The organism is Pseudomonas khavaziana (assembly GCF_019145205.1).
Classification (GTDB): Bacteria; Pseudomonadota; Gammaproteobacteria; order Pseudomonadales; family Pseudomonadaceae; genus Aquipseudomonas; species Aquipseudomonas khavaziana.
The window spans coordinates 23,711-36,386 of record NZ_JAHSTT010000018.1; the positions used below are offsets into that span (position 1 = coordinate 23,711).

Consider the following 12,676-nt stretch of genomic DNA (forward strand, 5'->3'; position numbering starts at 1 on the left):
ACCTGGTCGCCGGCCAGTCTGTTTTATTCACTGGACGAATGCAGTGTTTTGTGGGAACTGCATATCAGCGCAGCGTCTCGCGCTCCAGCAATTGGCGCTTGCGCTCCACGCCCCAGCGGTAGCCCGACAATTCGCCATCGCTGCGCACCACGCGATGACAAGGAATCGCCACCGCCAGGTGGTTGGCACCACAGGCCTGGGCCACGGCGCGAAAGGATTTGGGGGCGCCGATACGCTCGGCTATCTGCCCATAGCTGGCGGTGCTGCCCACCGGGATGTCGCGTAAAGCCTGCCACACGCGCTCCTGAAAGGCCGTGCCGCGCAGGTCCAGGGGCAGATCAAGGCCCAGGGCAGGAGCTTCGACAAACCCCACGACTTGGGCGATCAGCTGTTCGAAGCCCCGATCAGCGCCGACCAGTTCGGCCTTGGGGAACTGGTCTTGCAGGTCGCGCACCAGCTTGTCCGGATCGTCTCCGAGCAAAATCGCGCACACGCCACGTTGGCTCTGTGCCACCAGAATAGCCCCCAGCGAGCATTGGCCCACGGCAAAGCGAATGGTGTTATTGGCACCGCCGCTTTTGTAATCGCGGGGCTTCATGCCGAGCAATTGATCGGCGGCTTCATAGAAACGGCTGTTGGAGTTGAAACCCGCGTCATACAGCGTATCGGTCACCGAGTGCTGGCCCTTGAGGCCGTCGCGAACCTTGCGCGAACGCAGGGCGCTGGCATAGCCCTTGGGCGTCAGGCCGGTACCGGCTTTGAATACACGATGGAAGTGGAACGGGCTCAACCCCGCCTGAAGGGCGAGTGCGCCCAGGCTCGGCGGCGTTTCAGCCTGTTCGATCTGCCGGCACGCCTGGGCGACTAACTGCGCATGATGGGCGGCCAGTTGAGTTCGATCGCCAGTGGCGCGTTTGCTCGGACGATAACCGGCAGCCTCCGCCTGCGCCGGGGTGTCGAAAAATTCGATATTTTCCGGGCGCGGCAAACGCGAAGCGCTGCTGGGCCGGCAATACACGCCGGTGGTTTTCACGCCATAGACAAACAGGCTGTCTGCCTTGGCATCGCGGGCAATGATGGCGGCCCAGCGCGGATCGTGTTCGTTGTTCATGGCCTGCACTCTTGACGGTTCACGAGCAGATTAACCGTGCCAGTTGCCCATGACACTCCGAAGCTTGCGGTCAAATCAGCCGGCAGTGCGAAAGGTCAGGTTGATGCGTTGCGGGCCCATGACGGGATGCTCGCCTTCCTTGATTGGCATCACCCCATGAAAGCGCAGGCGATCAACACCGCCCCAGATCACCACATCGCCATGGAACAGCGAGACCTTCTGCGGTTTGTCACTTCGCTGATGGCCACCAAACAGGAAAATAGCCGGCAGACCCAGGGACACCGAGACCACGGGTGCGCTGTAGCAACGCTCGTTCTTGTCCTGATGCAGTGACATCTTTGCTCCAGGCACGTAGCGATTGATCAGGCAGGCGTCAGGTAAAAAGCCGCTGAAACCGGCCTCGACTGCCGCCGCCGCGGCCAATTGGCGCAAGGCTTCGGGCATGGCCGGCCAGGGTTGCTGGCTGCGTGGGTCAAGAGGGCTGTAGCGATAGCCGCGGGTGTCGGTGGTCCAGCCCAGCTCGCCGCAACTGCTCAGTGCCGCCGACATGGTGAAACCACCGGGGGTGACCATCTGCCGAAACGGAGATTGGGCCAGGACACGCCGCAGTTCAGGCAGCAACCGGTCAATCCAGGGCAGGGCGTAGCCCCGGAGTACGTGGGACTCTTCGCCAATCTGCTCGCGCCCCGCGGGTTGTTGCAGGGCACTATCGGCGAATAAATCGGCATTCGGCCCCGACATGTCTTACAGCGCCTTGCTCACATTGATGTCGGTGATTTCGTCACTGGCATCATGAATTTTCGCCAGGGCTTGCTTGGCCTCTTCGACGCTGTCGGTGTGCAATTGGGCAAATTCAAAGCGGCGCTCGCCGTTGAGTTTGTACTTGATGACGTATTTGGTTGTAGAGGTCACAGCTTTCTTCCTTTCAGGTGTTCGGATCAGCTCAACTTGGTGCTGGTGCGACGAACGATGCGAATCTTGTGGGACAGCGCCGGCTTGCGGGTCACGCTGATGGCACGACGGGTCACCACATCGAGGGTGATGTTCCAGAACCCAGTGCTGGGCGCGGTGATCTTGGCTGGGAACTTATCGAATGCGCCGCCGTGGTAGGTATGGCGGCCGCCATTTTTGAAGCTGCGGAAGTTCGCGTCGCTCATCAGGCGAATGTTGCAGATCTGCGAGCATTCGATGACGACAATGTCTCCCTCGTTGAGGTGCTCACGCTGGTGGATGAATTTCATGGGGTGTCTCCAGAAGGGCTTTTTCTGAAAAATCAGAACGATACGTAGGTTAAGATGGAGTTTATCAGCCCCAGCGCGTTTATTATCGGGCCGTCGTCGACGACTTCGACAATTTAAAACAGTTATTTACCCTGTAATTAGAGATAAATCCTACGTTGGTGGGAGAAAATTACCATCCCCGCTGTCGTAGGGTCTTTATCGGAGGTTTTTGTATGAAGTGGAGTGTGTTGGTGCTGGCCTTGGCAATCAGTGGGTGTGCTTCGGTTGCAGATATCAAGCAGACCCCGCCCACATTGGTGGTCATCTCAGGCAAGAAGCCGCAGGAATACGCCGCGTGTGTGGTGCGTAAATTGGAAGCGACCCGCCGGCCACCGCAGATCGAGCCCCATAAAGACGGTATTCAGGTAATTGTGCCGCAGAAATTCTCGGCGGATCCTTCGGCGATCTTCGTAATCGAAGACCGCTCCAGTGGGAGCAGCATCAAGCTCTATGAGAGCATGTCCAATGTGCCGATTCGTCCCGGCGACGTGAAGAAAGCCGGGGAAGACTGCATTTCTGGCTGAGCCCCAGGCCTATCCTGCGCACCGGAGCCGATAAAAAAGCCATCACCCGTCAGTGGCGACATGCATTTGGGGCAGGGCATCCGTTAAACTGTCGGGCATTGACTATAAAGATGCCGCTCAGACCTTGGGTTTGAGCGGCATTTGTTTTTTCTGGAAAGCCTGTTATGAAACGCGAACTCGTCAAAGCCCGCCATGCTGAAGGTCAGATTGCGGCGACCCATGTCATTCAGAACCCCGCCGACCTGGGCGAGTGGATCGTATTCTTCAAGAAAAGCGGCGGTCGCAGCTACTTCCTGGTGGACGATCAGGATGAAGTCGAGTCATTCCCGCGCCTGGATGATCTGATCGAAATACTGCGTGGCCTGGGAATCAAGTTCGCCGAAGTGCATCTGTAGCACGCCGACTTACTTACAGACCACAACGACGCTACGGCCCTTGAAATTGCCCACATCCTGACCCAGGGTCTTGTCACTCTCCTTGAGCGCAGGCGTGCCATTGGTGCCGACGATACGGTAGCCGGTGCCCGCACAGGACGCGTCGGCTTTCTCATAGCAACTGGCCCATGAGTTGGCCTCGCCCGAACAGTCGATGGTCAGGCCTTGTTCGCCATTTTTCAGCAGGGTGTCGGAAGTGGTGGTGCAACCGGCCAGCGCCAGTACCGCAGTCAGTGCCAGGATCTTGTTCATAGTGGGTCATCGTTGAGAGAAGTGGAGGGCGCTGACACTGTCGTGGGGCGTTGGCGCGGATTATAGCGAACTGCCACCAAGTGCACAGTCCCTGATACAAGATCTTCGCCCGCGCCGCCTTTTTTCTCAGCCCCGCCGGTGCGTCATGGCACCCCCATCACCAGCACTCCACTGCCGCTTGTGGCGCCAGTCGCAGGCAGGAAACCCGCACGCCGAACCAGTGAGAACGTCACATCATCGCCGCCTACGCTGTTGGTGATCCGAGTGAGGAATGAGCCATTGACCGAAACCGCAGAGCCCGCACGCACGAGGGCGGTCCCCAGGTTTGGATTGGTCATCATCAGCAGTCGATTGTCGAACGACGACTGTATGCCTTTGTAGGTAATGGTGATGGGCGAGTCGATTCCGCCATCCGGGCACGAGTAGTTGAGCCTGCGGTTGACGCGAATGGGGGTGGTCAGGGGATCACTGCCCAAGGCGCGCTGAGGGACGTCGCCGAAGTTGATCTCGATCGGGTTGTTATTGTTGATCGTGCAGGTCGACGGCGATACGGTGAAGTTGTTGGCAGCGATATAGGTGACGGTCACCTGCGGTCGGGTGTTGTCCCAGTTGTTCGAGCTGCTGATGCGCAACATACCGAGCTCGTCATTGGCGACGACGTTGATCGGGTTGGACGGGCTATTACGCATCAGAATGTAGGGGGTGATATTGATGGGATAAGCGACACCGTTATTGGGCATCGTCGCCACGCGGATACCCGAGGGCACCGGATTGTTCAGAAACGATCCGTTGATACGCAAACCGGCCCTTTCGTTACCGAAACGAGGGCCGGGGGTCCAGGGTGTCCCTGAGGCGTTCCCCGTTGCCCAGTAATCCACCCCCCATGCAGGGCCCTGGCCAGGGGAATACATGCATTCCAACCTGGCCCCCTCCATCATGATCCTCTGGCGGTCCGAGCTCAAGGTCACCATCACCGGAACGCGCAAGTTGGGATTACCCGTCTGCCACTGGCCACCATTGACTCGGCAATCGACGGCCAGCGCATTCGATGTCGTACCCATGAAGATGAGAAGCCCAGCGGCTTCACGCAGTCGTTTCATTGTGTTTTCTCGTTGCTGCACTATCGGTATTCCCACTTCTTTTGCCTGTTTCATGGCACACCCATCACCAGCACGCCGCTGCCGCTTATTGCCCCTGCCGCGGGGAGTGATCCCGCGCGGCGAACCAGTGAAAACGTCACATCGTCGCCACCTATGCTGTTGGTAATCTGGGTGAGGAATGAACCGTTGACTTCAACCGCTGCCCCCCTCCGGACCAGGGCTGTGCCCACGTCCGGATTGGTCATCAACAACAAGCGATTGTCGAACGACGACCGGGCCCCTTTGTAAGTGATGGTGATGGGGGCGTTAATTCCGCCATCTGGGCATGAGTAGGTAAGTCGGCGGTTGACACGAGTGGGTGTTGTCAGGGGATCGCTGCCTATCGCCCGCTGACTGACGTCACCGAAGTTGATTTCGATCGGGTTGTTATTGTTGATCGTGCAGGTCGACGGGGAGATGTCGAAGTTGTTTGCGGCGATATATGTCAGTACCAGCCTCGTGCTGCCCAGGCTGTAATTATTGGTCTGTAGCAGATTCAGCGCGCCCAGGACGTCGTTAATCTGAACCTTGATGGGGTTGCTCGGGTCGTTTCGCAGCAATATATAGGGGGTTACATTGATGAGGTACGCCCCGCCGTTATTGGGCATGGTAGCGATCCGGATGTTATACGGCACAGGCGTGTTATAGAACGCGCCGTTTATGCGTAAGCCGGTTCGCTGATTGCCGAAGTTGGGGCCGGGCACCCAGGGCGAACCGGCTTGCGCAGATGTTCCCCAATAGTCAATGCGCGTAGGGTGGGCAGGCGAGGGCGTAAATCGGCATTCCAGCCATGCACCTTCAAGAATGAGGCGGGTCTTGTCCGAATCCACACGGACATTGACAGGGACCTCCAGGTTCAGAATCCCGCCGTCCCCTACATATTGCCACTTGTCGCCATTGACTCGGCAATCAGCTGCTCGCACTGTTGTGGTAATACCCAGCAATACGAACAGCACAATGGCTCCATAGAGTCGTTTCATCTTCATCACCCTTTAATCCTCTCCTCGACAGTCGCCCACAGGCATCCAGCCCGTACACAAGGTGCCCGGAAGAGATTGATGGTTTACCCAGGGCTGTGTTCAGCCCGTAAATGATCTACGGATAGTCCAGCGTGAACGTGGACGTCACCGTGTAGGCACCATGCCCGATGGTCTGGTCCTGGATGGCTCGCGGCTCTCCCTTCACATAGGCCTTGAGTTCGATCACATTGTTGCCATCGCTCAATACCTGTCTGTCGCTCACCGTATTAAGGGGCAGAGGCTTGTTAGCCAGTGTCTCGATGCCCACGCCGATGCCGGTGGCGCCGCTGCCGCCATCAAGCGCGAGCAGCCCGGGCAGCGCCGGGTTTTCCCTGCCGCCGAAGGTGATCGTGACGGTGTTGCCCACAGTGGTGTCGCAGTCCACCAGATGAAGCTTGAAAGCCTTGCCCAATGATCGCGTATTGAGGTACAGGTACTTGCTGGTCAGGTCCCAGAGTTCCAGGGTTATGGCCTCGTCCCCGGGACGAATAGTGCAAGCTTCTTCAACCAGGTTGCCTTTGAAACTGAGGTTGTCCGCAGCCTCGACGTCGGCGATCAAGCCCACACCAAGTACCAGTGCGGCGTAGGTCCAACCCTTGTGGATAGGTGTATGTCCCATGGTTTTCCAACTCCTACTGGTATTCGGCCAACAAGGTGGCCACCGCGTTAAACCGGGCGGGGGTCAGGGTTGCGCCGGGTCGCTTGACCGGAACCACCTCCAATACCGGTGGCGACGACAGGCTGATCTCAAGCGGCGTATTGAGGGCAAACGGCTGGTTGTTCTGGAACACCCGGATGCCCAGCGCCGGCACACTGGTCTGCACGGCTGCGCCGTCGAACGTTGTCGCGGTGCCGTTGACGCTCAACTTCAGCATCCAGGGCAGGGTGTCGGTGCCACAGCTGATGGTGTAGCTCAGGCCCTGGCGGTATTTCACACCGTCGACACGCTTTACCCCGACATCGCCAAAATCCACTTCAATGCTGTTGCCGGCATCGATGGTGCAGGGCGGCGGCTCGTTCAAGGTGCCGCTGAACGTCAGGTTGGCCGAGGCGCCACTGCACAGGCCGATGGCACACAGGGCGAGCAACGTTCTCTGCGGCCAAAAAGTCATGGTGCGTTTCTCTTCATGGTTGATCGGCTTCATTGGTAATCCACCACCAGGGTGGCGGTCGCATCGAAGGCGCCACCCGTCAATTTGCTGCCTGGGCGTTTGACCGGCACGGCCTGCACCACTGGAAAGTTGGGATAGGTAAACCTCACCGCGGTGTTCAAGGGCCAGTCAGCGCCATTGACGAACAGCTTCACGCCGAGATCGGGCTTGCGCGTCACCAGCACCCGATTGTCGAAGGCGGCGCCGGTGCCCTTGAGCTCCAGTGTCAGTGCATTGCTGTAAGGCGCATCACAGGTGACGGTGTAGGGCACACCGCGACGGTAATTGACCCCGTCGATCCGTGAGGTGAGCAGGTCATTGCCAAACGGTACGTCGAGCGTACTGCCGCTGTTGATGACACACGGCGGTGGTGCAATGATCACCGCGCGGATGGTCAGGCTGGTCTCGGCGTGCACCGCCTGGCTGGCGGCCCACAGCAGGCCGCCCATAAACACGGCCCATGGGCCGTTTGACTTAGCCATTATTCTGCCCTTACTCATAATTGAGCCTGAAATCCACCACGGCCCGGAACGCCCCGCTGGTCAACGGCGCCGAGGTGCGCGTGGGCCTGACCTTCCAGGTCTGTGTGTTGCCGCCCAGGGGCAGGAACAAAGGTTCGCCCCGTTGGCCCAGATTCACGTCCCGCCCAAGCACATCGGTCAACTGCAGGCCCATCCCAGTGATGCCTTGCACCTTGACCAGGCGTGGATCATCGGCATCGGCCGGCGCCAGGAACGCCACCGACAGCACCGGTTGAAAGGCACTCCAGGTCAGGTTCCCCGTGCGCTCGCTGCGGATGCTGCCGGCGATGCGGTTGCAATCGGTAAAGCGCAGTTGGAAAGGCACCGCCCTTGCCTGGTCACCGGACCGGCGCAACTGGCTGGTGGAAACATCGCCCAGCTCAATGGTCTGATGCAGCGAGGTCATCTCCAGGCTGCATGGGGTTTCATGCATGGACCCGGAAATATTCAGCCGTCCGCTCATGCCTTCTATATCGTCTTCGTCCTGGGCCTGTGCGCTGCCGACAACGGCCAGTAGCAGGCCGCCCAAGACCTTCACATAATGCAATTTCATCACTGACTCCGGCGGGCGTTACTGTGTGAGCGGGGCTGCTTGCGGGTTCACCTTGCAAGTCTCGCCGCTGCAGGTGAACCCCAGCAGCGGACGTCCGCCGTAGTCATTCACGTAGGCCAGGTAAGGCGCAGTGCCGAGTGCCTTGGCCGTCGGGCCCAGGGCCAGCGAGCCTTTGGGCGGCACCATCAGCGGCTCGAATCCCGGCACGGTCTTGCCGTCCTTGGTGCTGCGCGCATCCACCAGGGTTACGAAGTACGGCGTCGGGTTGTTCACCTGGTAATGTTCGCCCTGCCGGGAAAGAGTCAGTTTTTCCTGCCAGGGGTTGGACAGGTCTTGCTGGCTCGGCGTGATGGCTTGCGGTCGGTAGAACAACTTGATGCGGGTCTGCAGCGCGATTTGCAGGGTGTTGGCTTTATCGCTGCGCGGCGGAATTTCCCGCAGGTTGAAGTAGTAGACCGTCTCTCGATCCTGCGGCAACGCTTTGGCCGCGGGCAACGCCTGGACTTTCACCTGGCTTTGTTTTCCAGGCTCCACGCGCTGCACCGGTGGCAGCACGATCAGCGGCGCGGTGATTTTCTGGCCTTGTTCATCTTCAATCCAGCCCTGGGCCAGGTACGGCAACTGGGTATTGTTGTTGGTGATGTTCACGCTGGTGGCGTCCTTGCCCCCGTCGAAGATCACGCGGGTACGGTCCAGCGCAATTGCGGCATTAGCGCCTTGGCATACGCCGATGGCCAGCAATGCGAGGGACGAAAGGGCAAGGCGGGTGTTGAGGCTCATGAGGATGTGTGCTCCGTGGCGGTGGGCTTGCCGGTCAGCTCTGCCGGCGAGGACAAGGTTTGATCAGTGGCTACCATCCGGCAGTCCAGTTGCAGGGCATGGGTCAAGCCATCGGCCGGCAAGGCCTGCGGCAGTGTGAGGACGCAGCGTGAGCGTTCGCCCCAGCTGACGAACATTTGCTCGCCGGCCTGGATACCGCTCAGGTAGACGCTGCCGCCATCATTCACAATGCCGGTGTCCTGCTGATTGGCGTTCTTGACCTGCGCGCCGAAGGGCGGCGCACTGCCGTCTGATAGGCGCAGCACAGCCATAGCTTTCTCACCGGAAATCACTTCCAGGGACCGGTAGCCGATGGCGCCTTCGGTGAGGGTCACCTGCGTGACCGATTGGGTGGCCTCGACGTTCTTCGGCAGACGCTCCAGATCCACGCTGGCCGCCGTACGCTGGTAGCTGCTCAGATCGGCAATTACTGCTTTGCCAAAGGCATTGCTGCGGGTCGGCGTGCCGTAACCGCGCACTGGCACATCGGCTACACCGCTGGTATCGACCATCAAGCGCGTGCCGCCCATGCTGCCGGTACGATGCAGTGCTGCGCCGTGGCGCGTGAGCGTGCCGCCGCCGCGAGCCGACATGCTCAGGCTGGTGTTGCCTTGCTGGCGACTGGCTGCGAGTGTCAGGTCAGCCTGCTCACCCGTATGGCTGAGGTAACCACTGGCGGAATTGTCACTGGCACTGAGCTGGTAACTGTTGCGCTCATCCAGGCGATCGCTGTAGCGCGTTGAAAAGCTATTCTTGCCAGCGGCCCGGTTGGCATCCAGCGACAAGGTGCCACTGCGTCCCAGCGGCAGGCTGACGGTCAATGCCATGCCGTTATCTTTATAGTTGTAGTCCTGAGTGCGATAAACGTTAAGGGACAGGCTCATGTTCTTGACAGTGCCGACATTGAAGTAACGAGACACTGACAAGTTCCAGCGCTGGCTGGCAGGTCGCGACCAGTAAGTTTGTTTGTTATAACTGGCGTACACCGTTGCGCCCAAGTCACGAAACTGCTTGTTGACGGTCGCGGTATACAGCGCCTTGCTGCCGCCAATCGGTTTGAATTCGCCAGCGTATTGACCGAACTCGTCGTATTTGCCGCGTCCTGCGAGTTCGCCGTTCATGCCGTAGTGACGCGCGTCCAGATACTCGCTCATACTCAGGAAGTTCTTATCGGAAAAGCGATAACCGGCGAAGGTTACTTGGCTGTCATATTGTTCAAAGTTCTTCGAGTATTGCAGGCGATAGGATTTACCCGAGAGTGTTTGATTCCACACGTTTGCGTGGGACTGGGTGACGTCCAGGGATAACGCGCCCAGCACCAGCAGGTCACGACCCGCACCGACAGTGGCCGCACGGTAGTTGTTATCGGTGATGGCGCCACCGAACAGCGACCAGCCGTTGCTGATCCCCCAGGAGAACTCACCGGTACCAAAAAAGTTACCGTCGGCGCCATACTGAAGATCAGAAGGCCGTCCAGTCGCCAGCTTGTATCGAACCTGCCCCGGGCGCGTCAGGTAGGGAACGCCTGCGGTGTTGAGCTTGAAGGTCTGTACCGAACCATCCTGCTCTTCCACACGCACATCCAGCGTCCCGGTCACCGCATCATTGAGGTCCTGGATGCGAAAGGGGCCGGCAGCCACCAGGGTTTCATACAGCACACGCCCTTGCTGGCTGACCACCACCCTGGCATTGGTCTTGGCCACCCCGACGACCTCCGGCGCATAGCCGCGCAAGTTCGGTGGCAGTTGGCTTTCGTCTGAGTTCAACGCCGCACCGGTAAAGCGGAAGCTGTCGAACAGATCCGAATACAGGTAGTTTTCGCCGACCACCAGCCGCGCCTTCAATGAAGGAATGGCGCGATAAGCGTAGTAGCGGCTCCATTCCAGCTTCTGCTCTCCGGCTGACCGGTCCCTCGCGCTGTCGACGCGCCCCTGCCAATCGGCGCGCAGGCGCCAGGCTCCGGCATTGGCCCCCAGGGTGCCGTTGCCGCTGAGGTGATTGCGCGTGCGCTCGTTTTTCTGGGCGTTGGACTGCGCCGTCAGGTTGTAGTCAACCAGCAACCCCGGCACCCCCTCATCCCAGCGCGCGGGTGGGTCCCAGTTCAGGGCGCTGTACTCGAGATAGGCATGGGGCAGGTTGATGTCCAGCGTGGAGGTCGCCAGGTCTGCACTCACCTGCGCCCCCGGCAGGCCTTGGAGGTCCAGGCACTCGCCGTCTTTCCACGCGGTGAGTCTCGCGGCATCGGACGCCTTCAGGCCCAGCTGCTCCACCAGCGCGGGGGACACGCAAGCCTGGCTTCCCTTGGGATCATCTTCGGGGGGGTAGAACGCCACCGCTTGTTCGGAAATTGGTTGGCCATTGATCTGCACGAACATCGTGTAGGTGCCGGGCAGAATGAAACCGCCACGTGCAAACCGGGACAAATCAATATTGCTGCGATCATTCAGATCAAGAACGTCGGTATTGAATTCGATATCGCCGGCACCCAAGGCAGTGCCTGCCAGTGACATCAGCCCGCCAACCAGCCCGGGGCGAAGTGTATTTTTGATCTTCGACGCATTCAGCATGAAAGCAACCCATCAATGTTCAAAAGTATTCCAACTTGAACCGCACCGCGACACGGTGAGCACCTGGCGCCAGTGGCAGCCCGTTGCCGACCAGGCGGAGCGTGTAGTGAAGTGTGATGTCACCCTCAGCCAGGGGGTGCGGCGCCATCGGCTCGCCCGGCACGCTCTCCTGGCCAACCGAATCCCAGATATGGAAGGCCACTCCCTGTGAGTCACCGAAGGCGGCAAAGGAACGGCCGTCCCTGTCGCGAGGGCCGTCAAAGGTCACCCGCAGATGCTCCCAGTCAGGCAAGGTGGCGCCGGGCCGTGACGGATCCGGACGCGTCAGGGTGCAATTGACCAGGCGCAACTCAAACGGGTGCGGCTCCCCCAACGCATTGCGCAATAGCCTGCCTATGGGCTCGGGTGTCATCTCGATGGACTGGTCGGCACTGGTCAGTTCCAGCCCGCACGCGGAGTCGACGATCTCTCCACCGAGGGTGACGACGCCTTCGCCTTGCGACGGTTCCTGGGCAAACGCCCAGGGGCTGATGCACATCGTCAATGTGGAGGTGACTGCGAGGTTTAAGAGTGTTTTCACCGTTATCTCCCACCAGTTCCCCCCGCCACCCGTGGGTGGCGGGGGGAAAGCCTTACTGATAAGCCAGGGTGAAGTTGGTGACCGCGCTGAAATCACCAGGGACGATGTCGCCGGTAGCGGCGCCTTGAACGTAGGCCCCGAATTCCAGGGTGTTATCGCCCGTGGAAATCGCCTGCGGGGTGGTGGCGACACCCAGTTCAACGGGCTTGCCGCCATGGGTCATCATGATGCCGATGCGGCCAGCGCCACCGACGGTGCCGATCGCGCCAGGCACATCGTTGGACGGAGCGGCGGTGAACGTGGTGGTCACCGTGTTATCGGTGAGATCGGTCAGGTCGCAGCCTTCCAGCTCGATTTTCACGCTGCGGGCTTCAGACTTGCCGCCTGCCTGCAGTTGATGCTTTGCGATAGCGCCAAGATTGACGGTCTGGTCGATGGATTCAGGCTTGATTGAGCAGGCACCCGAGTGGACCGATCCCAAAAAAGTAACTGTTCCATCCGCCGCATGGGCAGCGGAGATCGAGCCCGCGAACAACCCGATGGTCAACAGCGCAGTTTTAAATTTAGTTTTCATTTGCAGATGCCTACATAAAAGATGTCATTGATTGAGCCTCGCCACGGTGTGTGCGGGGCTTACTTCTTCGCTTCAAAAGTGGCTCGCGGAAAACCCGATCAAGCGTCTGGCGAGTTGTAGTCAAGAAAATGTTTTTCCAACTACTTGCATTG

At 59.5% G+C, this 12,676-nt stretch carries 17 protein-coding genes; 2 read left to right on the forward strand and 15 right to left on the reverse strand.

Translation table 11 applies throughout. The annotated features are described in order from the left end of the window. Window positions 1–64: 64 nt before the first annotated feature. The 4 genes from ada to KVH01_RS27225 form a co-directional block, all read right to left on the reverse strand. Window positions 65–1,111, reverse strand: a complete 1,047-nt coding sequence (gene ada / locus KVH01_RS27210; protein ID WP_217883569.1) for a bifunctional DNA-binding transcriptional regulator/O6-methylguanine-DNA methyltransferase Ada — start codon at window positions 1,109–1,111, stop codon at window positions 65–67. A 75-nt stretch (window positions 1,112–1,186) separates the two neighbouring features. Continuing rightward, window positions 1,187–1,852 (reverse strand): DNA oxidative demethylase AlkB, encoded by a 666-nt coding sequence (gene alkB, locus KVH01_RS27215; protein ID WP_217883570.1) that lies wholly within the window; start codon window positions 1,850–1,852, stop codon window positions 1,187–1,189. 3 nt (window positions 1,853–1,855) lie between these two features. Beyond that, a complete protein-coding gene (locus KVH01_RS27220) occupies window positions 1,856–2,023 on the reverse strand; it encodes a hypothetical protein (protein WP_217883571.1) in 168 nt (55 codons plus the stop codon). Window positions 2,024–2,049: 26 nt separating this feature from the next. Further along, window positions 2,050–2,352 carry a DUF1883 domain-containing protein gene (locus KVH01_RS27225; RefSeq protein ID WP_217883572.1) on the reverse strand — a complete coding sequence of 101 codons (303 nt, stop codon included), beginning with the start codon at window positions 2,350–2,352 and terminating at the stop codon, window positions 2,050–2,052. A 212-nt stretch (window positions 2,353–2,564) separates the two neighbouring features. On the opposite strand from KVH01_RS27225, the gene KVH01_RS27230 reads away from it, so the two are divergent. Then, complete coding sequence (locus KVH01_RS27230; RefSeq protein WP_043051523.1) at window positions 2,565–2,915, forward strand: hypothetical protein; 351 nt, start codon at window positions 2,565–2,567, stop codon at window positions 2,913–2,915. A gap of 164 nt (window positions 2,916–3,079) precedes the next feature. Further along, complete coding sequence (locus KVH01_RS27235; RefSeq protein WP_043051522.1) at window positions 3,080–3,310, forward strand: hypothetical protein; 231 nt, start codon at window positions 3,080–3,082, stop codon at window positions 3,308–3,310. Window positions 3,311–3,319: 9 nt separating this feature from the next. Here the strand turns inward: KVH01_RS27235 and KVH01_RS27240 are convergent, their stop codons facing one another. The 11 genes from KVH01_RS27240 to KVH01_RS27290 form a co-directional block, all read right to left on the reverse strand. After that, a complete protein-coding gene (locus KVH01_RS27240) occupies window positions 3,320–3,601 on the reverse strand; it encodes a hypothetical protein (protein WP_005788201.1) in 282 nt (93 codons plus the stop codon). A 143-nt stretch (window positions 3,602–3,744) separates the two neighbouring features. Next, the gene (locus KVH01_RS27245; protein ID WP_217883573.1) at window positions 3,745–4,701 is read right to left on the reverse strand and encodes a fimbrial protein; all 957 of its coding nucleotides are present in this window, start codon (window positions 4,699–4,701) and stop codon (window positions 3,745–3,747) included. 50 nt (window positions 4,702–4,751) lie between these two features. Further along, window positions 4,752–5,720 (reverse strand): fimbrial protein, encoded by a 969-nt coding sequence (locus KVH01_RS27250; RefSeq protein WP_217883574.1) that lies wholly within the window; start codon window positions 5,718–5,720, stop codon window positions 4,752–4,754. Window positions 5,721–5,835: 115 nt separating this feature from the next. Beyond that, window positions 5,836–6,378, reverse strand: a complete 543-nt coding sequence (locus tag KVH01_RS27255; protein ID WP_217883575.1) for a fimbrial protein — start codon at window positions 6,376–6,378, stop codon at window positions 5,836–5,838. Between the two features lie 13 nt (window positions 6,379–6,391). Continuing rightward, entirely contained in the window at window positions 6,392–6,871 is a 480-nt protein-coding gene (locus tag KVH01_RS27260) for a fimbrial protein (protein ID WP_217883609.1), read from the reverse strand. Between the two features lie 29 nt (window positions 6,872–6,900). Next, on the reverse strand, window positions 6,901–7,392 hold the full coding sequence (locus KVH01_RS27265) for a fimbrial protein (protein ID WP_217883576.1): 492 nt from the start codon (window positions 7,390–7,392) through the stop codon (window positions 6,901–6,903). Between the two features lie 10 nt (window positions 7,393–7,402). Beyond that, a complete protein-coding gene (locus KVH01_RS27270) occupies window positions 7,403–7,984 on the reverse strand; it encodes a fimbrial protein (RefSeq protein ID WP_217883577.1) in 582 nt (193 codons plus the stop codon). Window positions 7,985–8,002: 18 nt separating this feature from the next. Continuing rightward, window positions 8,003–8,764, reverse strand: coding sequence for a fimbria/pilus periplasmic chaperone (locus KVH01_RS27275; RefSeq protein WP_043051516.1), 762 nt, complete (start codon window positions 8,762–8,764; stop codon window positions 8,003–8,005). Further along, a complete protein-coding gene (locus KVH01_RS27280) occupies window positions 8,761–11,370 on the reverse strand; it encodes an outer membrane usher protein (RefSeq protein ID WP_217883578.1) in 2,610 nt (869 codons plus the stop codon). Before KVH01_RS27280 ends, KVH01_RS27275 begins: the two co-directional genes overlap by 4 nt. A 19-nt stretch (window positions 11,371–11,389) precedes the next feature. Continuing rightward, complete coding sequence (locus KVH01_RS27285; RefSeq protein ID WP_217883579.1) at window positions 11,390–11,950, reverse strand: fimbrial protein; 561 nt, start codon at window positions 11,948–11,950, stop codon at window positions 11,390–11,392. 52 nt (window positions 11,951–12,002) lie between these two features. Next, complete coding sequence (locus tag KVH01_RS27290) at window positions 12,003–12,524, reverse strand: fimbrial protein (protein ID WP_043049883.1); 522 nt, start codon at window positions 12,522–12,524, stop codon at window positions 12,003–12,005. Between the last annotated feature and the right edge of the window lie 152 nt (window positions 12,525–12,676).